The organism is Ruegeria sp. C12 (genome assembly GCF_056537745.1).
Map to the genome: position 1 here is coordinate 202,559 of NZ_JBQFSA010000007.1, position 18,252 is coordinate 220,810.

The 18,252-nt window shown below is 60.5% G+C and carries 23 protein-coding genes; 14 read left to right on the plus strand and 9 right to left on the minus strand.

Annotated features, from left to right (window positions below; all coding sequences use genetic code 11):
- Nucleotides 1-67 precede the first annotated feature (67 nt).
- The 4 genes from moaB to ACR0C9_RS14985 are packed head-to-tail and all read right to left on the minus strand — an operon-like array spanning nt 68 to nt 2,597.
- Nucleotides 68-610: a molybdenum cofactor biosynthesis protein B gene (gene moaB / locus ACR0C9_RS14970; RefSeq protein ID WP_170633367.1), complete on the minus strand. Its 543-nt coding sequence runs from the start codon at nt 608-610 to the stop codon at nt 68-70.
- 6 nt (nt 611-616) lie between these two features.
- Nucleotides 617-1,237, minus strand: coding sequence for a LysE family translocator (locus tag ACR0C9_RS14975; RefSeq protein ID WP_480781363.1), 621 nt, complete (start codon nt 1,235-1,237; stop codon nt 617-619).
- Nucleotides 1,234-1,833, minus strand: a complete 600-nt coding sequence (locus tag ACR0C9_RS14980; RefSeq protein ID WP_480781422.1) for a metallophosphoesterase family protein — start codon at nt 1,831-1,833, stop codon at nt 1,234-1,236. The genes ACR0C9_RS14975 and ACR0C9_RS14980 overlap by 4 nt, the downstream gene beginning before the upstream one ends.
- Entirely contained in the window at nt 1,833-2,597 is a 765-nt protein-coding gene (locus ACR0C9_RS14985) for a uracil-DNA glycosylase (RefSeq protein WP_480781423.1), read from the minus strand. Before ACR0C9_RS14985 ends, ACR0C9_RS14980 begins: the two co-directional genes overlap by 1 nt.
- 73 nt (nt 2,598-2,670) lie before the next feature.
- On the opposite strand from ACR0C9_RS14985, the gene ACR0C9_RS14990 reads away from it, so the two are divergent.
- From ACR0C9_RS14990 to ACR0C9_RS15030, 9 genes are all read left to right on the plus strand, one after another.
- Entirely contained in the window at nt 2,671-3,297 is a 627-nt protein-coding gene (locus ACR0C9_RS14990) for a scavenger receptor class F, member 2 (RefSeq protein ID WP_170624083.1), read from the plus strand.
- Between the two features lie 60 nt (nt 3,298-3,357).
- Entirely contained in the window at nt 3,358-4,293 is a 936-nt protein-coding gene (locus ACR0C9_RS14995; RefSeq protein ID WP_170624085.1) for an aspartate carbamoyltransferase catalytic subunit, read from the plus strand.
- Nucleotides 4,290-4,811, plus strand: a complete 522-nt coding sequence (locus ACR0C9_RS15000; protein ID WP_480781364.1) for a hypothetical protein — start codon at nt 4,290-4,292, stop codon at nt 4,809-4,811. The genes ACR0C9_RS14995 and ACR0C9_RS15000 overlap by 4 nt, the downstream gene beginning before the upstream one ends.
- Entirely contained in the window at nt 4,796-5,182 is a 387-nt protein-coding gene (locus ACR0C9_RS15005) for a hypothetical protein (RefSeq protein WP_480781365.1), read from the plus strand. The genes ACR0C9_RS15000 and ACR0C9_RS15005 overlap by 16 nt, the downstream gene beginning before the upstream one ends.
- Nucleotides 5,179-6,459 (plus strand): dihydroorotase, encoded by a 1,281-nt coding sequence (gene pyrC / locus ACR0C9_RS15010; RefSeq protein ID WP_480781366.1) that lies wholly within the window; start codon nt 5,179-5,181, stop codon nt 6,457-6,459. Before ACR0C9_RS15005 ends, pyrC begins: the two co-directional genes overlap by 4 nt.
- The gene (gene plsY / locus ACR0C9_RS15015; protein ID WP_170453195.1) at nt 6,459-7,064 is read left to right on the plus strand and encodes a glycerol-3-phosphate 1-O-acyltransferase PlsY; all 606 of its coding nucleotides are present in this window, start codon (nt 6,459-6,461) and stop codon (nt 7,062-7,064) included. The genes pyrC and plsY overlap by 1 nt, the downstream gene beginning before the upstream one ends.
- Nucleotides 7,061-7,330: a hypothetical protein gene (locus ACR0C9_RS15020; RefSeq protein WP_480781367.1), complete on the plus strand. Its 270-nt coding sequence runs from the start codon at nt 7,061-7,063 to the stop codon at nt 7,328-7,330. Before plsY ends, ACR0C9_RS15020 begins: the two co-directional genes overlap by 4 nt.
- Nucleotides 7,331-7,519: 189 nt before the next feature.
- Nucleotides 7,520-7,993: a YHS domain-containing (seleno)protein gene (locus ACR0C9_RS15025; RefSeq protein WP_170453197.1), complete on the plus strand. Its 474-nt coding sequence runs from the start codon at nt 7,520-7,522 to the stop codon at nt 7,991-7,993.
- Nucleotides 7,994-8,254: 261 nt separating this feature from the next.
- Nucleotides 8,255-8,788 (plus strand): porin family protein, encoded by a 534-nt coding sequence (locus ACR0C9_RS15030; protein ID WP_170522132.1) that lies wholly within the window; start codon nt 8,255-8,257, stop codon nt 8,786-8,788.
- A 51-nt stretch (nt 8,789-8,839) separates the two neighbouring features.
- Here ACR0C9_RS15030 and ACR0C9_RS15035 read toward each other — a convergent pair whose 3' ends face one another.
- Nucleotides 8,840-9,823, minus strand: a complete 984-nt coding sequence (locus ACR0C9_RS15035) for a quinone oxidoreductase family protein (RefSeq protein ID WP_480781368.1) — start codon at nt 9,821-9,823, stop codon at nt 8,840-8,842.
- A 194-nt stretch (nt 9,824-10,017) separates the two neighbouring features.
- Here ACR0C9_RS15035 and ACR0C9_RS15040 point away from each other — a divergent pair, with 194 nt between their 5' ends.
- Nucleotides 10,018-10,875, plus strand: coding sequence for a DUF2189 domain-containing protein (locus ACR0C9_RS15040; RefSeq protein ID WP_480781369.1), 858 nt, complete (start codon nt 10,018-10,020; stop codon nt 10,873-10,875).
- 20 nt (nt 10,876-10,895) lie between these two features.
- Here ACR0C9_RS15040 and ACR0C9_RS15045 read toward each other — a convergent pair whose 3' ends face one another.
- Entirely contained in the window at nt 10,896-11,882 is a 987-nt protein-coding gene (locus tag ACR0C9_RS15045) for an NAD(P)H-quinone oxidoreductase (RefSeq protein WP_480781370.1), read from the minus strand.
- 57 nt (nt 11,883-11,939) lie between these two features.
- A complete protein-coding gene (locus tag ACR0C9_RS15050; protein WP_480781371.1) occupies nt 11,940-12,632 on the minus strand; it encodes a COQ9 family protein in 693 nt (230 codons plus the stop codon).
- 111 nt (nt 12,633-12,743) lie between these two features.
- On the opposite strand from ACR0C9_RS15050, the gene rpsU reads away from it, so the two are divergent.
- The 3 genes from rpsU to ACR0C9_RS15065 all read left to right on the plus strand — a co-directional run bounded on the left by rpsU (nt 12,744) and on the right by ACR0C9_RS15065 (nt 15,659).
- Complete coding sequence (gene rpsU, locus ACR0C9_RS15055) at nt 12,744-12,950, plus strand: 30S ribosomal protein S21 (RefSeq protein ID WP_005614280.1); 207 nt, start codon at nt 12,744-12,746, stop codon at nt 12,948-12,950.
- Between the two features lie 302 nt (nt 12,951-13,252).
- Nucleotides 13,253-14,257 (plus strand): CAP domain-containing protein, encoded by a 1,005-nt coding sequence (locus tag ACR0C9_RS15060; protein WP_480781372.1) that lies wholly within the window; start codon nt 13,253-13,255, stop codon nt 14,255-14,257.
- Between the two features lie 184 nt (nt 14,258-14,441).
- Complete coding sequence (locus ACR0C9_RS15065) at nt 14,442-15,659, plus strand: CAP domain-containing protein (protein ID WP_170453204.1); 1,218 nt, start codon at nt 14,442-14,444, stop codon at nt 15,657-15,659.
- 50 nt (nt 15,660-15,709) lie between these two features.
- Here ACR0C9_RS15065 and ppk2 read toward each other — a convergent pair whose 3' ends face one another.
- Nucleotides 15,710-16,627, minus strand: coding sequence for a polyphosphate kinase 2 (gene ppk2, locus ACR0C9_RS15070; protein ID WP_480627048.1), 918 nt, complete (start codon nt 16,625-16,627; stop codon nt 15,710-15,712).
- 277 nt (nt 16,628-16,904) lie between these two features.
- Between ppk2 and ACR0C9_RS15075 the strand changes: the two genes are divergently transcribed.
- Nucleotides 16,905-17,744, plus strand: coding sequence for a CPBP family intramembrane glutamic endopeptidase (locus ACR0C9_RS15075; RefSeq protein WP_480781373.1), 840 nt, complete (start codon nt 16,905-16,907; stop codon nt 17,742-17,744).
- A 3-nt stretch (nt 17,745-17,747) separates the two neighbouring features.
- Here ACR0C9_RS15075 and ACR0C9_RS15080 read toward each other — a convergent pair whose 3' ends face one another.
- Nucleotides 17,748-18,206, minus strand: coding sequence for an Lrp/AsnC family transcriptional regulator (locus ACR0C9_RS15080; protein WP_170453206.1), 459 nt, complete (start codon nt 18,204-18,206; stop codon nt 17,748-17,750).
- Nucleotides 18,207-18,252 lie beyond the last annotated feature (46 nt).

An 18,252-nucleotide genomic window follows, 5' to 3' on the forward strand; every position in this document is an offset into this window, starting at 1 on the left:
AATGTAGCCGGACCGCCAAACATGCCAAGCCACAAAGCGGTTATAAGGTCTTGAACGTAGGACCAGTCTACTTCCGTCGCAGATGTTCGTCCAATCGGGGCATTATTTCCACGAAATTGCAGGGGCGGTGGCGGTAATCGAGTTGTTTTTCCAAAATCCCGTCCCACGCATCCTTGCAGGCTCCGGGACTGCCGGGCAGGGCAAACAGATAGGTTCCCCCGGCGACGCCGCCAGTGGCGCGGGACTGCACAGCCGAGGTGCCGATTTTCTCCATCGAGATGATGGTGAAGACAGTACCGAAGGCCTCGATCTCTTTTTCATAAACATCGCGATGTGCCTCGACCGTCACATCGCGCCCGGTCAGTCCGGTGCCGCCGGTCGAGATCACGACGTCGATTTCAGGGTCGCCGATCCACAGCCGCAGCTGCGCGGCTATTTCGGCGCGTTCGTCTTGGATGATCTTACGATCAGCCAGCACATGCCCTGCCCGTTCGATCCGGTCCACAAGTGTCTGGCCCGAGCGGTCTTCGTCCAGCGACCGCGTGTCAGATACCGTCAGCACCGCAATGCGGACCGGGATAAACTCCATACTTTCATCGATGCGCGACATGCGGTGTCAGGCCCTTTCCATGATTGCCAGCCGGGCCGCCAAAGTGATGAATATCCCTCCGGTGACCCAACCCATGATGCGCGAGGCGCGCGGGTTCGAAATCAGAAGCTTGCCCGCTCCGCCGGCGAACACGCCGACCAGCCCGTTCACCACAAACCCGCCCAGCGCGATGATGACCCCAAAGATCAGGAACTGCGCAAGGATCGACCCCGAGTTGGGATCAACGAATTGCGGGATGAAGGCCAGAACAAACAGGATCACCTTCGGGTTGGTCAGGTTCACCACCAAACCATCCCGAAAGGCCATGCGGGTCGGCCTGACCGACCCCTCTGCTGAAACAGCACCGTTCCGGATCGCGCCCCATGCCAGATACAGCAGATAGGCAACGCCCATCCAGCGGATGACATCGAACAGCCACGGCATTGAAGACACCAATGCCCCAAGGCCCAGCCCGGCCAGCAGCACATGCACCATCGATCCCAACGAAATCCCTGCGCTTGCCAACAGCGCCGGTTTTGCGCCGGAACGCAGCCCTTGTCCAAAACAGAACATCATGTCCGCGCCGGGCGTAAAATTCAGCACGATGGCCGCCGGAATAAAGGCCAGCAGCGTGACGGTGTCGATCATGAGGGTACCTCGAACCAGTTTGCCTTGGGTCCCAAATTGGCGATCTGCGACCGCCCCAGTGTGCCGCGATAGCCCCAGCTGTCGTGGATATGGCCGCAAAACACCAGCCCGGGCTGTAGTCTTTCCACCGCATCGCGCACCGAAACCGAGCCGACAGAGATACCCTGCGACGTGGTATCGCCATAACCTTTGGGCGGCGAATGCACGATCAGCACATCCGCGCCGTCGCAGCGATCCAGCAATTCCGTTGCTTCTGCCTCGGTCAGGTCACAAGACCAGTCGCCAAAAGGCGTCACCGGCACGCCATAGCCCAGACCAAACAGGCGTACCCCATCGACGGTCATGCCGGTACCGTGCAGCACATGCACGCCTTCGGGGGCGGCATCGATCAACTCACCCGCGCTTTCGGCATTGCCTGGAACCAGAACCAGCGGGGCCGATATGCCCGAGAGCATCTGCATCGCTTCATCCAGCCCCTGCCGCATATTGCAATAGTCCCCGGCCCCGATCACCAGATCAGCCTCGGCACTGGCCGCAACCAGTTCTGCCGCGCGGTTGCGGGCCATATGCAGGTCCGAGAAGGCCAGAATCCGCATCATCCTGTCCCCAGCCGTGCTTTCAACTCCAGCAGATCAGCCCAGGCCTGCCGTTTCATCTGCGGCTGGCGCAGCAGATAGGCCGGGTGGAACATCGGGATCACCGGCAGGTCCAGCGCCTGATCCCAATTGCCGCGCAGCCGCGTGATGCCGCGTTTGCCCAGCACCGCCTGACAGCTGATATTGCCCATCACCACCAACACCTCGGGCTTGGCCAGCGCCACGTGGCGTTCCAGAAACGGCTTCATCATGCCGATCTCTTCCGGCTTGGGATCCCGGTTTTGCGGCGGCCGCCAGGGCAGCACATTGGTGATATAGACGTTCTCGCGCCGATCCAGATCAATCGCCGCCAGCATCCGATCCAACAATTGCCCGGCCCGCCCGACAAAAGGCTTGCCCTCGCGGTCCTCGTCGCGGCCCGGAGCCTCACCGATGATCATCACCCGCGCGCCGGGCGTGCCATCGGCAAACACCAACTGGCGCGCACCGCGTTTCAACTCGCAATGGTCGAACGCCTCCATCGCCGCGCGCAACTGGTCCAGTGACCCCGCATTTTGTGCAGCGGATTTCGCAATCGCGACCGGATCGACCTGCTTGGGGGTGGCCGGGGCCGCTTGCGGGGTGGCGGGTTTCTTGGCCTTGGGCGCGGTATCGGGCAACGCGTAACGGTCCACCGGCGCGTCCCCGATAGCCTCGGTCACGCCCAGTTCGACCTGCCAATCTAGCAGCGCCCGCGCGGTATGATAGTCCAAGCCCGATTCCATGCCTCTCAATCTAACCAGCTTTTGACTGAGGGAAAGCGAATAGACCTTGTCACGGCGCAGGGTCGCACCGACCATGACGCCAACCATGTTGTCGATCCTGCGATTCCTTTTGATTTCCTTTCTGTTGGTCCCCCTCAGCGGTCCGGCCGATGCGCAGCTATTCGACCGTGGCACGCAATGCCGGGGCGGACAGTTTCAATGCGGCAACCGGTGCTGCTCGGCCGGGCAAAGATGCAGCTTTGACGGGCACTGCATCCCATTGGGCGGCACCTATTGCGGTGGCGGTCGAACCTGCGGCCTGTTTGAACGCTGTGTTCCGGGCAGCACCCGCTGTGCGCCAAAGGCCGCAAACGCCTGTAATTCAAGCCTGGATTGCCCAAGCGGCAGCCGTTGCAACGGGCGCGGAGAGTGCGAGCCGATCCAACCCGATCTCCACCTGAACCTGCCGCAACCCTGCGCCGATGGCCGGATTTGTGCGCGCGGGTCGTTCTGCCTGCCGCAGGGCGGATGTTCCCGCGCCGGATGGTTTTTATGCGAAAAAACCGGATCGCAATGCCGCCCGGGCTTCAAATGCTCGAAAAATCAGGGCTGTGTCCCGGTCAAGGCGGTCGATTGCGGCTATGGCAAATGGTGCAAACCCGGCGAGCGGTGCCTGCCCGAAGGCGGATGCGAGATATTGCCCGAAGGGTCTGATCCTTAGGTTGCCTTGGCCCGCGCGGCTTTCTATAAGCGGTCCGATTGTCAGACAGGAGCCCGCCACATGCGTTTCGCCCATCGTCACCTTCTTGGCATCGAGCATCTGTCGCAATCCGATATTACCGCCATCCTCGATCTGGCCGAAAAATATGTCGATCTGAACCGGCAATCCGCCAAACACTCGGACGTGTTGTCGGGGCTGACGCAGATCAACATGTTCTTTGAAAACTCGACCCGCACGCAGGCCAGTTTCGAACTGGCCGGTAAACGTCTGGGTGCGGATGTGATGAACATGGCGATGCAGGCCAGTTCGATCAAAAAGGGTGAAACGCTGATCGATACAGCGATGACGCTGAACGCAATGCATCCCGATCTGCTGGTGGTGCGGCATCCGCATTCCGGCGCGGTGGACCTGCTGGCGCAAAAGGTGAACTGCGCCGTGCTGAACGCCGGGGATGGCAAGCACGAACATCCCACGCAGGCTCTGCTGGATGCGCTGACCATCCGCCGCGCCAAGGGCCGCCTGCACCGTCTGAACATCGCCATTTGCGGGGATGTCGCGCATTCGCGCGTGGCACGCTCGAACCTGATCCTGCTGGGCAAGATGGAAAACCGCATCCGCCTGATTGGCCCTCCGACGCTGGTGCCCGCGCAATTCGCCGAATTCGGGGCCGAGATTTATGACGATATGGCCGAGGGTCTGCGGGACGTCGATGTGGTCATGATGCTGCGCCTTCAGAAAGAGCGGATGGATGGCGGCTTTATCCCCTCAGAACGCGAATATTATCACCGCTACGGTCTGGACGCCGCCAAACTGGCGCTGGCCAAACCCGACGCCATCGTCATGCATCCCGGCCCGATGAACCGGGGTGTCGAGATCGACGGAACCTTGGCGGATGACATCAACCGATCCGTCATTCAGGAACAGGTCGAGATGGGCGTCGCCGTCCGAATGGCCGCCATGGAACTGCTGGCCCGCAATCTTCGCGAGGCCGCATGAGCGATCTGACCATCGCCCCCCATGAACACGGCATGATCCGCCTGTTCACGCTGGACATGCGCCCCGAAGAGGCGAAGTTCCTGCGCGAGCCGGGTGCGGCGGATCAGGTTCTGGGGGTCGACGGGCTGGACCCGGATCAGATCGACGTCTTTCCGGTCTCCGACCTCGAAGACCTCGGGCTATATGGCTATCTGAACGACGGTTGTGGCGTGTCCGAGGATCAATTGGACCGCACGACGCTGGACGCGGTCGAGGGCTGGGTCATGGTCCTGCGCAGCGCCGCGTTCCACGGGCGCCCCGCGACGCTGACCCCCGATCCCCGCCTAAAGCTGATCGGCCTGTTCACGGAAGAGGCGACAAACTGGACCGGCGGCGCAATCGAAACGGACAGCGCCAAACCCTTCTCGGCCCCGCAACATGCGGGCGATGGGGGCAAGGCGTCGCGCCGTATGGGATCGGCTTTTCTGGCCCTTGTCCTGTTGTTGGCCGTCGGAGGTGCCCTGTGGCTGATCCTGTGATCTTCGCGCCCGACAAGGGGGCCTATATCCGCACCAACGCATGGCTCGCCGCCGCAGCCATGGCTGGCGCGATGATCATTCTGTGGCTGATCGGCAACCCCTATGTCTGGACCGGAGCCCCCGCTGGCCTCGCCGCAATCGGGTTGCGCGCGTGGTATCTGGCCTCCGAGGAACTGACCGCCGCGTGGGAAATGACTGAAACCATGCTCACCGGCCCCGGCTCGCGCAAAGTTGCGCTGAACCAGATCGAGGCTGTGAACACCATGGGCAGCTTTGTCCAGCTTGTGACCAAGGGCGGCGACAAGCATCTGATCAAGTACCAGGCGGACCCTGCCGCCACCAAAGCCGCCATCGAAAGGGCCCTGCCATGAGCACCGTTCTGTTTACCAACGCCCGCCTGATCGACCCGGAAAGCGGCACAGACTCGATCGGGTGGCTGCATGTTGCGGATGGGCGCATTGTGGCAAAGGGCGACGGCGAGGCCCCCACCATCGACGGGCAGGTCATCGATTGCCAGGGCAAATGCCTTGCCCCCGGCATCGTCGATATTGGCGTCAAAGTGTGCGAGCCGGGCGAGCGGCACAAGGAAAGTTATAAATCCGCCGGGCAGGCAGCGGCGGCAGGTGGGGTGACCACGATGGTCACGCGACCCGACACCTCGCCCGCGATCGACACGCCCGAAACTTTGGAATTTGTAACCCGCCGCGCGCAGGCCGACACTCCGGTCAATGTGCTGCCCATGGCGGCGCTGACCAAGGGCCGTGAAGGGCGCGAAATGACCGAGATCGGGTTCCTGATGGACGCGGGCGCGGTGGCCTTTACTGATTGCGATCATGTCGTCACCAACACCAAGGTCTTTTCGCGCGCGCTGACTTATGCGCGATCCTGCGGCGCGCTGGTCATTGCCCATCCGCAGGAACCGGGCCTCAGCAATGGCGCGGCGGCGACCAGCGGCAAATTCGCGGCCCTGCGCGGGTTGCCCGCCGTCTCGCCCATGGCTGAACGTATGGGGCTGGACCGTGACATTGCCTTGCTGGAAATGACCGGCGCGAAATACCACGCCGACCAGATCACCACCGCCCGCGCCCTGCCCGCGCTGGAGCGGGCCAAGGGCAACGGGCTGGATATCACAGCCGGCACTTCGATCCACCATCTGACGCTGAACGAACTGGACGTGGCCGACTATCGCACCTTCTTCAAGGTCAAGCCGCCGCTGCGGTCCGAGGATGACCGGCAGGCTGTGATCGAGGCGGTACGGACCGGCCTGATCGACATCGTCAGTTCGATGCACACGCCGCAGGACGAAGAAAGCAAGCGCCTGCCGTTTGAAGAGGCGGCATCCGGAGCCGTCGCGCTGGAGACGCTGCTGCCTGCGGCCCTGCGCCTGTATCATTCTGGTCAGCTGGACCTGCCGACCCTGTTCCGGGCAATGACGCTGAACCCGGCGAAACGGCTGGGTCTGGAGAGTGGCAGTTTGTCCACAGGTGCGCCTGCCGATCTGGTGGTGTTCGATCCGGATATTCCCTTTGTGCTGGACCGGTTTACACTCAGGTCAAAATCACAGAACACGCCGTTTGACGGGCAGAGGATGCAGGGTAAGGTCATTGCAACCTATGTTGCCGGCAAAGAAGTCTACCGGAGAGCCTGATGCCCTTGATTGACAGTACGACAACCCAGCTCATCCTGTGGGCGGCTATGGGCTATTTGCTGGGGTCGATCCCGTTTGGGCTGATCCTGGCTAAGGTGATGGGGCTGGGCAATCTGCGGCAGATCGGGTCGGGCAATATCGGCGCGACCAACGTTCTGCGTACGGGCAACAAGGCTGCGGCTGCGCTGACGCTGCTGTTCGATGCCGGAAAAGGCGCGGCGGCGGTTCTGCTGGCGCGGGCCTTTGCGGGGGAAGACGCCGTGCAGATGGCCGCCTTGATGGCGTTTCTGGGGCATTGCTTCCCCGTCTGGCTGGGCTTCAAGGGCGGCAAGGGCGTGGCAACCTTTCTGGGTCTGTGGCTGGCGCTGGACTGGCGGGTCGGGGTGGCGTGCTGCCTGACCTGGCTTGTGGCGGCTGCCATCTGGCGCATCTCATCCGTTGGCGCGCTGGCTGCTGCGGCCTTGTCCACCACATGGGTCGTGGTTCTGACCGATGGATCCAGCTTTGTGCTGGGGATCATCCTGACGCTGCTGGTCTATTGGCGTCACAACGCCAACGTGGCCCGGATCAAAGCCGGGACCGAGCCCAAAATCGGAAAGCCGTGACCGCCACAGACGTGTTTCTTGCCGCGTTCTTTGCGTTGCCGCTGGGCACGTTCACCGGCCACACGCAAGGCGGGCGGTATGTTGTTTCGCGTCAGGAAATGGCGGGCGGCAAGTCGCATAAACTGGTCGCGCATCAGTTGGACGGCACCGATTACATCAGCCTGAATCTGTACCAGACCCGCAACAGCGGCGCGTTGCTGCGCCCGTGCGAAATGCCCGCCGAGAAGGTGGTCGCCTTTGTTCTGGCACTTTGCCCAGATGCGTGAGTCGACTGCATTTTCGAACAGACCCTCTTCACCCTCGCACAATCACAATTGATTGTTTTGAACGTGAACACCCCGCTTCCCACCTGAATTTTCGTGACGGTCAATTACCGGCCGCACAGGACAAAATCCCGGGTGCGCAAATCGCAATTGCAGTGAGAACGCGCAGCCCATTTCACGAAAGGTGAAGCTATGAACACGTTTAAATCTCTGATCGGTGGCGTTGCCCTGTCTGTTGCTCTGGCAACTTCGACCCTGGCCGCAGGCGTTGAAATCAACGCAAGCTCGACCGGACTGGCGATGCAGGGCTATGACCCGGTTGCTTATTTCACCGAAGGCGAAGCCACCAAGGGCGATTACCGCATCACCACGCTGCACGATGACGCGCTGTACCGCTTCTCGTCGGAAGAAAACAAAGCCGCGTTCGAAGCCAACCCCGAAGCTTACCTGCCCGCATATGGCGGCTACTGCGCGTTTGGCGCGGCCATGGGCTTCAAGTTCGACGGTGACCCGAACCACTGGAAAATCGTCGACAACACGCTGTACCTGAACCTGTCGAAAGACATTCAGGAACGTTGGGAAGGCGACATCCCGGGCTTCATCGAACAGGCCAGCGCAAACTGGGAAGACATCGCGGACAAAGCGCCTGCAGAACTGCAGCAATAATCCGCTTAAAAACCAACGCATGTCGGCGGCAGAGTGATCTGCCGCCGACATGTCATTTGAAGCCCTTGGCACGCACCCTATCTGTTTTGACAGACAGACCCGGAATTACCGGGCACAGGCCGGTCAGATCGGCCGACATTCAGTACGGAAAATGTAGCAAACGATGATCCGGCCCCGGCTTCGGATCGTAACAGCTTGTACACAGGCGCAACCTCAGGCCTCTGGCCGCTGCGCTCATTTTGCGAATGAAAGGATCAAAAGATGACTGGGAAATTGGCGCTCATCGCAGCTGTATCCACTTTGGCGGCAGGGTCGGCCATGGCGCAATCCTCGGGCGACTGGACCGGGTTCTACGGCGGCTTGCAGCTTGGTTATATTGACGTTGACACCAGCCTCTCGGGCGTGGACGGAGACAGCGCGCTCGGCGGCATCGTTCTGGGCTACGACTATGATCTGGGCGACTGGGTCGTGGGTGGCGGCTTCGATTATGACTGGGCGGATGTCGATCTGTCTGGCGCGGCCACGGTCGAGGATGTCTGGCGCATCAAGGCGCGCGCCGGGTACAAAGTGACCCCTCAGGGGCTGCTTTACGGTGTCGGGGGCTATGCCGAAGCCGGAACCGACAATCTGGGCAGCGACAGTGGCTGGTTCATCGGCGCGGGCTATGAACAGATCGTTGCGCCCAATGTCAGCATCGGGGGCGAGTTGCTGTATCACGAGTTTGACGATTTCAACTCGACCGGCGTGGATGTGGACGCCACCACGTTGCAATTCCGGGCGACCTATCGGTTCTGACCGCCGCGACATAGAAAACGGGACCCGGCGTCATTCGCCGGGTCTTTGCGTTCAGATATCCAGGATCGTACTGCCCGTGGTCTGACGCGCCTCAAGCGCGCGGTGCGCATCGGCGATCTGGTCCAGCGGAAAGCGCTGGTCTATGTGGATTTTGACCTCGCCGCCTTCAACCTTGCCGAACAGCCGCCGCGCCATGGCCTGACACACCGTATGATCCCCGATATGGGTGAATAGGGTCGGTCTGGTGATCTTGAGCGATCCCTTTTGCCCCAGAATCCCGATATCCACCGGCGGCACGGGCCCCGAGGCATTGCCGAATGAAATCATTATGCCCAGCGGCTTGAGGCAATCCAGCGACCCCTCGAACGTGTCCGCCCCGACCGAATCCATCACCACATCGACGCCTTTGCCATTGGTGATCTCGGCCACCCGCTCGACAAAATTCTCGGTGCGGTAGTTGATACAATGGGCCGCGCCGTTGAACTGGGACAATGAACATTTCTCATCGGTTCCGGCGGTGCCGATCAGGGTAATCCCCTCGGACTTGGCCCATTGGCAGGCGATCAGGCCGACGCCCCCGGCAGCCGCGTGAAACAACACGGTGTCACCCCGCCGCAATGGGGTGGTGCGGTGAAACAGGTATTCGACCGTCATGCCTTTCAGCATCATCGCGGCGGCGGCGTCGAACGAAATACCATCGGGCAGCGGACAGACATGCGCGGCTGGCATCACCCGCGCCTCGCAATAGGCACCGGGCGGGGCGGCGGCATAGGCAGCGCGCTGGCCGGGCTCCAGATGGGTTACACCCTCGCCCACCGCTTCGATCACACCTGCGGCCTCCATGCCCAACGCATGGGGCAACTCCAAAGGATACAGGCCCGTGCGCTGGTAGACGTCTATGAAGTTCAAACCGCAGGCATGATGGCGGATGCGAACCTCGCCGGGGCCGGGATCACCCAACGATCTGTCTTCGATCTGCAAAACCTCGGGTCCGCCAAATTCCTGGATGACGACTGTGCGGGCGGTGTGCTGCATTCTGACCTCCTTCTGCCTGTGCCCAAGCTATCACGCCTGCGCGACAGGGCAATCGGCGCGAAACGCATCCTCGTGATTCGCGGTTATCGAAAACTGTGCTATAGTTGAATCAGGCGTTGCCGGCTGGTCCGGCCACGGGCAACCCCAAGCCGGATCCATTCCGCGGCGCATCTTCGCCAAGGAAAGGGAACAAGATGGCAAAAACAATCGGTAATCCGATCAGCTGGGCAGCCCAAAGCCTTGGAGCGACCGGCGATCACGTCAGCGAAAGCGTCTCGCGCATTGGTAGTTCGGATGTCCGCCACCTGCCGATGGTCCAGACACTCACGATTCAGGATCTCAAGGCCTGCCTGAGGGCCGGATACAACGATTTCCTGGAAACCCGGGCGGACGCGATCTTTATCGTGCTGATCTATCCGATCGCCGGGCTGCTGATGTTCGGCTTTGCGATGAACCTGAACCTTGTGCCGCTGCTCGCGCCGCTGGTTGCAGGTTTTGCGCTGATCGGACCGGTCGCCGCTGTTGGCCTGTATGAGATCAGCCGCAAGCGCGAAGAAGGCGGCGAAGTCCATTGGCTGGACGCGTTCGGCGTCTTCCGGTCACCGTCCTTCGGGGCCATTCTGGCGCTGGGTTTCTATCTGGTCATGCTGCTGCTGGTCTGGCTGATGGTCGCGCAGAGCATCTATGTGCAGACCCTTGGCCCGGAACCCCCAACCTCATTCGGGGCGTTCGTAAGCGAAGTTCTGACCACGGGGGCCGGATGGACGATGATCATCTTCGGAACCGCTGTCGGGTTTGTCTTTGCCCTGTGCGCGCTGGCCGTCAGCGTTGTCAGCTTCCCGCTGTTGCTGGATCGCAAGGTGGGTCTGCCGGTCGCGGTCGTCACCTCGGTCCGCGTTTTGCGTCACAATCCGGGCGTTGTGTTGTGCTGGGGCTTCATCGTGGCCGCGTTGCTGGTTTTGGGCGCAATCCCGATGCTGCTGGGCCTGATCGTCGTAATGCCCGTTCTCGGCCACGCAACCTGGCACCTGTATCGGCGCGCGGTCGCGTGACCTGATTTGGGGCGTGCGGGTCAGCCCGCGACGTTCAGAACGATCTTGCCAATATGTTGCGAGCTTTCCATGTGCGCATGGGCCGCCGCAGCCTCGGCCAATGGAAATTCACTGTCCATAACTGGCGCAACCTTGCCTGCGGCCAGCAAGGGCCAAACGGCTTCGCGCAGATCCTGCGCGATCCTCGCCTTGGCCAGATCGCTTTGCGGGCGCAACGTGCTGCCGGTCAGCGTCAGTCGTTTCACCATCATCAGGGCAAAGTTCAACTCGGCCACCGGACCTTGCAGAAAGGCGATCTGGACCAGCCGCCCATCCTCGGCCAGAGCCTTCACATTGCGCGGGATATAATCACCGCCCACCATGTCGAGGATCAGGTTCGCCCCGCCTTCGGCCCGCATGACACCGACAAAATCCTCATCTTTGTAGTTTATCGCCTTTTCGGCCCCCAGTTTCAGGCAGGCCTCGCATTTCTCAGCGGACCCGGCGGTAGCGAAGACCCGCGCGCCAAAGGCATTGGCCAGTTGGATCGCAGTGGTGCCGATCCCGCTGGACCCGCCATGGACCAAAAACCGATCTGCCGCTTTCAGGCCACCGCGCGTGAACACGTTGGACCAGACGGTAAAGAAGGTCTCGGGCAGGCAGGCGGCCTGTTTCATGTCCATCCCGTCCGGCACCGGCAGGCAATGCGCGGCAGGCGTGGCGACATATTCCGCATATCCTCCACCGGGCAGCAGCGCGCACACCTTGTCGCCCAGCGACAGACCCTCGACGCCCGAGCCCACGGCCACAACCTCGCCCGACGCTTCCAGCCCCGGCAAATCGCTGGCGCCGGGCGGGGGATCGTATGCCCCGGCGCGCTGCAGGGCGTCCGGGCGGTTCACCCCGGCATAGGCAACCTTTAGAACAACCTGCCCCGCCTCGGCTGTGGGGATCGGGCGTTCCGTCAGCTTCAGAACGTCGGGGCCGCCGGGCTGGCTGATTTCGACAGCGCGCATCATCTGGGTCATGGGCAAATCTCCTTTGCCCAATGCCTAGCTGTCAACCGGCCAAAGGCCAAGCGTTGACTACTTGCGAGGGTTCAACAGACCCGGCAGATCGGCCCGCATCTTTACCGGAGCCTTCACATGACCGGCCAGCCAGTTCGGCACCGCCAGAAACGGCTTGAACAGCGGATTACTGTTCACCTGCGCCTTGAGCTTTTCGAACTGCATCACGTCGCCAATGCGTCGGTCCAGAAACTCCCACGTTTTGTGGTGATCGGGCGAATCGTCCCCCAGCCAGAACAGCAGGGTCGAGGAATAGACCCCCGACAGCGTCGCCCGCTTGGTGTACCAGTTCACGTCATCCGATGTATCGCCCAGCGCATCCCATATCAGATCGCAGGTCTGCCAGACCGCCTTGGCCCCCTCGCCCGCATGTATCGGCAGCGAAAATAGCGTCATGCCCCGGCGGACCAGTTCCTTATCCTCGACCGCTTCCAGCCGGAACCGAACGGCAGCGGCGACCTTTTCGCGGAACTTAAGCGCGCTGAGGTCTTCGGACTTGATCCGGTCCAGCATCATCTGATCGCCGCGCGCATGATAGGCCAGCGCCAGATCAACCGCGCCGCGCGGGCAGATCGCCCGGGCCAGACCGTCATCCAGATCGCAATCGGCGATCGCCGCGCGAAAGCTGGTTTCGGACCAGCCGTCAAACGGCACGTGGATCAGCATCGCGTCCAGAAGTTGCTGTTTTGCGTCTTCATAAGTCACTGTCATGGCGGTTCTCCGGTGTTCGGGGCCAGTACTAGACAAGTTAGAACGGCTTTGCTATACGGCCAACTCCTGCAATTTCCTTGCAACTCTATCTAGAAAGGTGGTGACAACCACATGCAGGTTAGTGTTCGCGACAATAACGTCGATCAGGCGCTTCGTGCCCTGAAGAAAAAGCTGCAGCGCGAAGGCGTGTTCCGTGAAATGAAGCTGAAGCAACATTTCGAGAAACCGTCCGAGAAAAAAGCGCGCGAGAAGGCTGAAGCGATCCGCCGTGCCCGTAAACTGGCACGTAAGAAAGCACAGCGCGAAGGTTTGCTCTAAAACCTTTGGTCTCGTCCAGCTTTGGATGACACTATTTGACGACCCCCGAGGCATCGCCCGGGGGTTTGTCGTTTTCAGGACCGGTCTCATTTCGCCGACTCGAACATGGCGGCTGTGCGGCAAGCTGCCATTTCGCCCCCGGCAGGATTTTGCCCGGCATTTTGCAGCGCAACGAATCCCGCATCGGTAGCGCGGGCCTGCCCAAATTCGCCTGATTGCTCAGCGCCGCTATCGGCCGCGTTGCGGGTCTTTGTATCAGCCTCCCGTCACCCAAGACGACACATCAAAAAACGGAGGCTACAATGTCGACTGCAAGCAATATCGAGCGAGAAATGCTCGCGCTGATCAATCAAGAGCGCACATCCCGCGGACTGAATCCGCTGCAATTGGAAACGCGGCTGAACGCATCATCCGAGGATCACAGCGAATGGATGCTGGATCGCGATATCTTCAGCCATACCGGTTCGGGCGGGTCCAGCGCGACACAGCGGATGGAGGATGCCGGATTCGATCTGTCGGGTAGCTGGCGCACGGGCGAGAACATCGCCTGGCAATCGGAACGTGGTGCGCCGGGGATCAGTGACGATGTCGCACAGCTGCATCAGAATCTGATGAACAGCCCCGGCCACCGCGCCAACATCCTGAATCCGGATTTCGAATATATCGGGATCGGTATCGAGACCGGGGACATGCAAGGCTTTGACGCCGTGATGGTCACACAGAACTTTGCCACCACGGATGGCACGGTTGTGCTGGACACGGGCTCGGCCCCGACCCCGCCGCCTGTCATCCCGGATGTCCCGGACGCACCGGATACGCCCGACGCGCCTGATACGCCAGATCTACCAGATACTCCTGACGTGGCTGATACACCCGACACACCCGACACACCGGACGTGGTTGATACGCCAGACGTAACCGACGACCCGGACACGCCGGTCGAACCAGATACACCTGATGTGGCGGAAGACCCAGACGCACCGGTCGCGCCCGAGGACCCCGACGTTGCCGAGCAACCCGATACGCCCGAGCCAGTGGATGAATACACTTTTGACGTCGAAGCGTTCCTTGCTGCGATCGAGCAATTCGTGAACGAAGTTCTGGCCTTGATCGACGACTTTGACTGGATCGACATCGAACTGCCGGACACACAGACCGTAGACGCCGGAACGGACAACGACCTGCTGCTGATGCCCGACCCAAGCACCGACAACACACCTTCGGACCCCATGGCGGACTTGGGCGATGACGATGACATGCTGGTGTTCACGCCCTTTGAACCGGGCTGCATGATGGACGCTGCCTGATCGCGAAAAAATGATGTGGCGGGGCCCAACACGCCCCGCTTCTGCGCGAGTTTCTGCACAGACCCCGACAATGGCTGGTAACAATTCGCTCAGCCGGCGGAACAGCCCGACCTGCGGCTTTATTTCGCCAAAGTCTCGCCACTAATGTCCCCACAAAATTACACAATCAACCGGAGGCAGAATCATGTCCAGCGCCAGCAATCTTGAACGTCAGATGCTCAGGCTTATCAACGAAGAACGCACGAAACGTGGCCTTAATCCTCTGCAACTTGAACTGCAGCTGAATGAGTCTGCCGAGGACCACAGCGAGTGGATGCTTCAAAGGGATATCTTCAGTCACACCGGTGCTGGCGGATCCAGCGCCACACAACGGATGCGAGACGCAGGGTTTGACTTCACAGGCAACTGGCGATCCGGCGAAAACATCGCGTGGCAATCCGAACGGGGCGCCAGCGGGGCCGCTGATGATGTCGCGCAATTGCACCAAAGCCTGATGGACAGCCCTGGCCACCGCGCCAACATCCTGAATCCCGATTTCGAATATATCGGCATCGGGATCGAGATCGGGAATTTCCAGGGCTGGGACGCTGTCATTGTCACCCAGAACTTCGCGCGCACATCCGCTCCGGTGCAGTTGGATACTGGCACCTCGCCCGATCCTGTTACGCCCAAGCCTAGCACTGTCTCGCCGGGGACTGTCGGGGATAGTCAAGACGATATCTTTGTCTTGGCAGCAGGAACTGCGGGGCGACTTGAAGGCAAAGGCGGCAATGACACTTTGACCGGCCAAAACGGAAGGGACGTCCTCGTCGGCGGGTCCGGCCATGACAACCTGAAAGGCCAAGGCGGTAACGACAGAGTATACGGCAACTCTGGCGATGACACGCTACGCGGAAACAATGGCGCAGACCTCCTTGACGGTGGGCATGGCAATGACAGAATTTTCGGCGGGTATCAGAACGACCGACTGTTTGGAAGTTTCGGATCTGATACACTGGATGGTGGACGAGGGTCGGACACACTGGACGGCGGAAATGGTAACGACGTACTGAAAGGTGGAACCGGTTCGGATATTCTCAGGGGCGGACAGGGCAATGACACGCTGGTCGGGGGCGGCGGTAACGATATTCTGGCCGGTAACGTCGGCAACGACATCATGACTGGCGGGGGTGGCGCGGACAGTTTCGTGTTCAGGCCAGGCACTGACCGGATCACCGACTTCCAAGACGTCGATAGGATCGTCCTTAAGTTTGCCGACCCGATAACCGGCTACTCTGACCTCAGGAACAACCACATGACCCAATCCGGCGACGACGTTGTGATCAATGACGGTTTGGGCAACAGGCTGATACTTGAGGATACACTGTTGGCCGATCTCGGCCGGGATGATTTTATCTTCTGATCACCCCCAACACCCAAACAAGAAACGCCCCAAACATGGGGCGTTTCGTTTCAATAGATTTTGGGAACGTGAAGCTCGTCCGGCAGGACGCGGCGTTCGTAGTCGGGGTTGTAGCGGCGATCCGGCAGGTTGACCTTTTCCTGCGGCACATCCGTGTAGGGGATCTTAGTCAGCAGATGCTCGATACAGTTCAACCGCTCGCGTTTCTTGTCGTTGCCTTCAACGATGTACCACGGCGCCTCAGAGATGTTGGTGCGGAAGAACATATCCTCTTTGGCCTTGGTGTAGGCCTCCCAGCGGATGCGGGATTCCAGATCCATAGGGGACAGTTTCCACTGTTTCATCGGGTCGTGGATGCGCATGAGGAATCGCAACTGCTGTTCCTCATCCGTGATCGAGAACCAGTATTTCAGCAGGATGATCCCCGACCGCACCAGCATCCGTTCGAATTCGGGAACGTCCTGAAAGAACTGTTCCACCTGATCTTCGGTGGCAAAGCCCATGACCCGCTCGACACCCGCGCGGTTGTACCATGAGCGGTCGAAGAACACGATCTCTCCGGCGGCGGGCAAATGCGGGACGTAGCGCTGGAAATACCACTGGCTCTGCTCGCGGCGGCTGGGTGCAGGCAGGGCAACCACGCGCGCAACACGGGGATTCAGACGCTGGGTGATCCGTTTGATCACGCCCCCCTTGCCCGCGCTGTCGCGGCCTTCGAACAGAATGCAGACCTTGGCGCCGGTATGCTGCACCCAATCCTGAACCTTGATCAGCTCGGCCTGAAGGCGCAGCAGGTTGCGGAAATAGACCTTGCGGTCCAGCATGTCCGGATGCTGATCCTTGTAGATCTTGCGGACTTCCATCGACAGCATTGGCTCGCTGAATTCGATCTCGAAATCTTCGTCCAGCGTGTCTTCCAGTTCGGCTTCCAGCCAGTCTTTGGGGGCGTCATCGTTTTCATATGCCAAAGTCTGTTCCTTTTTGGTCATCGGGTGCGGACCGTATCGGCTGTGTGTAACCGCCTGATGTCATCGGACAAATTGATGACACGATGAGCCTGCCCGAACCTACACCGGGTCCGGGCGGCTTTGCGACCCTTTGCACAAGTTTGACCCGCGCGGGCCGGGGATACAAGCGTCAGAATTGCCGCAATCTGAACAGCTTGACCCAAAAAGCAGGTCGGAAATCTTGAGTCGGTCTTGCATTTCTGTACATCACTGAGGTCGTTGACATGAGCAGATAGAATTGGCGTACGTATTTTCCATTCTTCCCGCGATCTGGCCCTGGTTGATCCTGATTGCAGCGCTGGTCACAGCGGTGTCGGGGCGCATGAGCGTTGGTTTGGCGTTGTTGGTGTTGTTTGCCAGCGTCGCCTCGGTCACAGACCTGATGACGCCGCTGGCGGTTGCAGTTGTCGCGCTGGGGCTGATCGGCGCGCCCATCCTGCCCCGCCTGACGGGATGGGGTGCGGTTGTCGGGCACGTGTTGCTGATCCTGTGGTGTCTGGCCCTGGGGGCGCATTTGATACCCGGCTTCAACAACCTGCGCGTTCTGGATGCCGTTCATGCCGGAGCAAACAGCGCCGCATTCACGATGCATCTGAACCTCGACAAACCGATGGTGGTGTTCGCGGTCCTGCTGGCCTGGCCGGGGATGCTTGGGGTCGCACGTAAAACCAATGTCGCGCTGCTTGCCGCCGGGTGTGCTTTGCTGCCGTTGCTGATAGCGGCTGCTGTAGTCTCTGGCGCGGTTCAGCCGGAAATGGGCCTGCCGCCGTGGTGGTTGCTCTTCGCGCTTTCAAACCTGTTCCTGACCTGCATCGCGGAAGAGGCGTTTTTTCGCGGCTACCTGCAATCCATCCTGAGTTCCAAACTGGGAACAGCCGGAGGGATAGCTTCGGCGAGCCTGCTGTTCGGGCTGGTCCATTCCGGCGGCGGTCCGGCCCTGGTGGTCTTTGCGACGCTACTTGGTGTGGGCGTGGGCTGCGCCTATGCCGCTACGGGTCGGCTGTGGGTTCCGATTGCGATGCATTTTGCGTTCAATTTCGTGCATCTGGCGTTTTTCACCTATCCGGGTCCGGCCTGAGACCTAAACCGGCAGGGCCGTGGTTTTGAAAACGGTCCGCAGGGCAAACGAGCTTTGCATCTGCGCCACACCCGGAAGACGGGACAGATATTGGCGGTGGATGCGCGCAAAATCCTCGGTGTTTTCGGCCACAACTTTCAACAGGTAATCCGCCGTCCCGGCCATCAGGTGGCATTCCAGCACATCCGGAATGCGGGCCACGGCCTTTTCGAACGCGTTCAGAACCTCTTCGGCCTGACCCTGCAATGTGATCTCGACAAACACGGTCGTCGGCACATTCATCTTCCGGGCGTTCAGCAACGCAACGTAATTTCGAATGTACCCTTCAAGTTCCAATCGCTGTACGCGACGATGGCAAGCTGACGGCGACAGATTCACCATCTCGGACAGGCCCGCATTCGAAAGGCGGCCGTTCTTTTGCAGAGCGGCAAGAATCTTACGATCAGTCGTATCCAAGCTCATTCACGCACATCCATTGCAAGGTTTTGCCTTATTGCAGGAGATTCTT

Excerpts from the sequence above, each read along its gene's own strand:
- moaB (WP_170633367.1), bottom strand. The coding sequence starts at position 610 with ATGTCGCGCATCGATGAAAGTATGGAGTTTATCCCGGTCCGCATTGCG.
- ACR0C9_RS14975 (WP_480781363.1), bottom strand. The coding sequence starts at position 1,237 with ATGATCGACACCGTCACGCTGCTGGCCTTTATTCCGGCGGCCATCGTG.
- ACR0C9_RS14980 (WP_480781422.1), bottom strand. The coding sequence starts at position 1,833 with ATGCGGATTCTGGCCTTCTCGGACCTGCATATGGCCCGCAACCGCGCG.
- ACR0C9_RS14985 (WP_480781423.1), bottom strand. The coding sequence starts at position 2,597 with ATGGAATCGGGCTTGGACTATCATACCGCGCGGGCGCTGCTAGATTGG.
- ACR0C9_RS14990 (WP_170624083.1), top strand. The coding sequence starts at position 2,671 with ATGACGCCAACCATGTTGTCGATCCTGCGATTCCTTTTGATTTCCTTT.
- ACR0C9_RS14995 (WP_170624085.1), top strand. The coding sequence starts at position 3,358 with ATGCGTTTCGCCCATCGTCACCTTCTTGGCATCGAGCATCTGTCGCAA.
- ACR0C9_RS15000 (WP_480781364.1), top strand. The coding sequence starts at position 4,290 with ATGAGCGATCTGACCATCGCCCCCCATGAACACGGCATGATCCGCCTG.
- pyrC (WP_480781366.1), top strand. The coding sequence starts at position 5,179 with ATGAGCACCGTTCTGTTTACCAACGCCCGCCTGATCGACCCGGAAAGC.
- plsY (WP_170453195.1), top strand. The coding sequence starts at position 6,459 with ATGCCCTTGATTGACAGTACGACAACCCAGCTCATCCTGTGGGCGGCT.
- ACR0C9_RS15025 (WP_170453197.1), top strand. The coding sequence starts at position 7,520 with ATGAACACGTTTAAATCTCTGATCGGTGGCGTTGCCCTGTCTGTTGCT.
- ACR0C9_RS15030 (WP_170522132.1), top strand. The coding sequence starts at position 8,255 with ATGACTGGGAAATTGGCGCTCATCGCAGCTGTATCCACTTTGGCGGCA.
- ACR0C9_RS15035 (WP_480781368.1), bottom strand. The coding sequence starts at position 9,823 with ATGCAGCACACCGCCCGCACAGTCGTCATCCAGGAATTTGGCGGACCC.
- ACR0C9_RS15040 (WP_480781369.1), top strand. The coding sequence starts at position 10,018 with ATGGCAAAAACAATCGGTAATCCGATCAGCTGGGCAGCCCAAAGCCTT.
- ACR0C9_RS15045 (WP_480781370.1), bottom strand. The coding sequence starts at position 11,882 with ATGACCCAGATGATGCGCGCTGTCGAAATCAGCCAGCCCGGCGGCCCC.
- ACR0C9_RS15050 (WP_480781371.1), bottom strand. The coding sequence starts at position 12,632 with ATGACAGTGACTTATGAAGACGCAAAACAGCAACTTCTGGACGCGATG.
- rpsU (WP_005614280.1), top strand. The coding sequence starts at position 12,744 with ATGCAGGTTAGTGTTCGCGACAATAACGTCGATCAGGCGCTTCGTGCC.
- ACR0C9_RS15060 (WP_480781372.1), top strand. The coding sequence starts at position 13,253 with ATGTCGACTGCAAGCAATATCGAGCGAGAAATGCTCGCGCTGATCAAT.
- ACR0C9_RS15065 (WP_170453204.1), top strand. The coding sequence starts at position 14,442 with ATGTCCAGCGCCAGCAATCTTGAACGTCAGATGCTCAGGCTTATCAAC.
- ACR0C9_RS15080 (WP_170453206.1), bottom strand. The coding sequence starts at position 18,206 with ATGAGCTTGGATACGACTGATCGTAAGATTCTTGCCGCTCTGCAAAAG.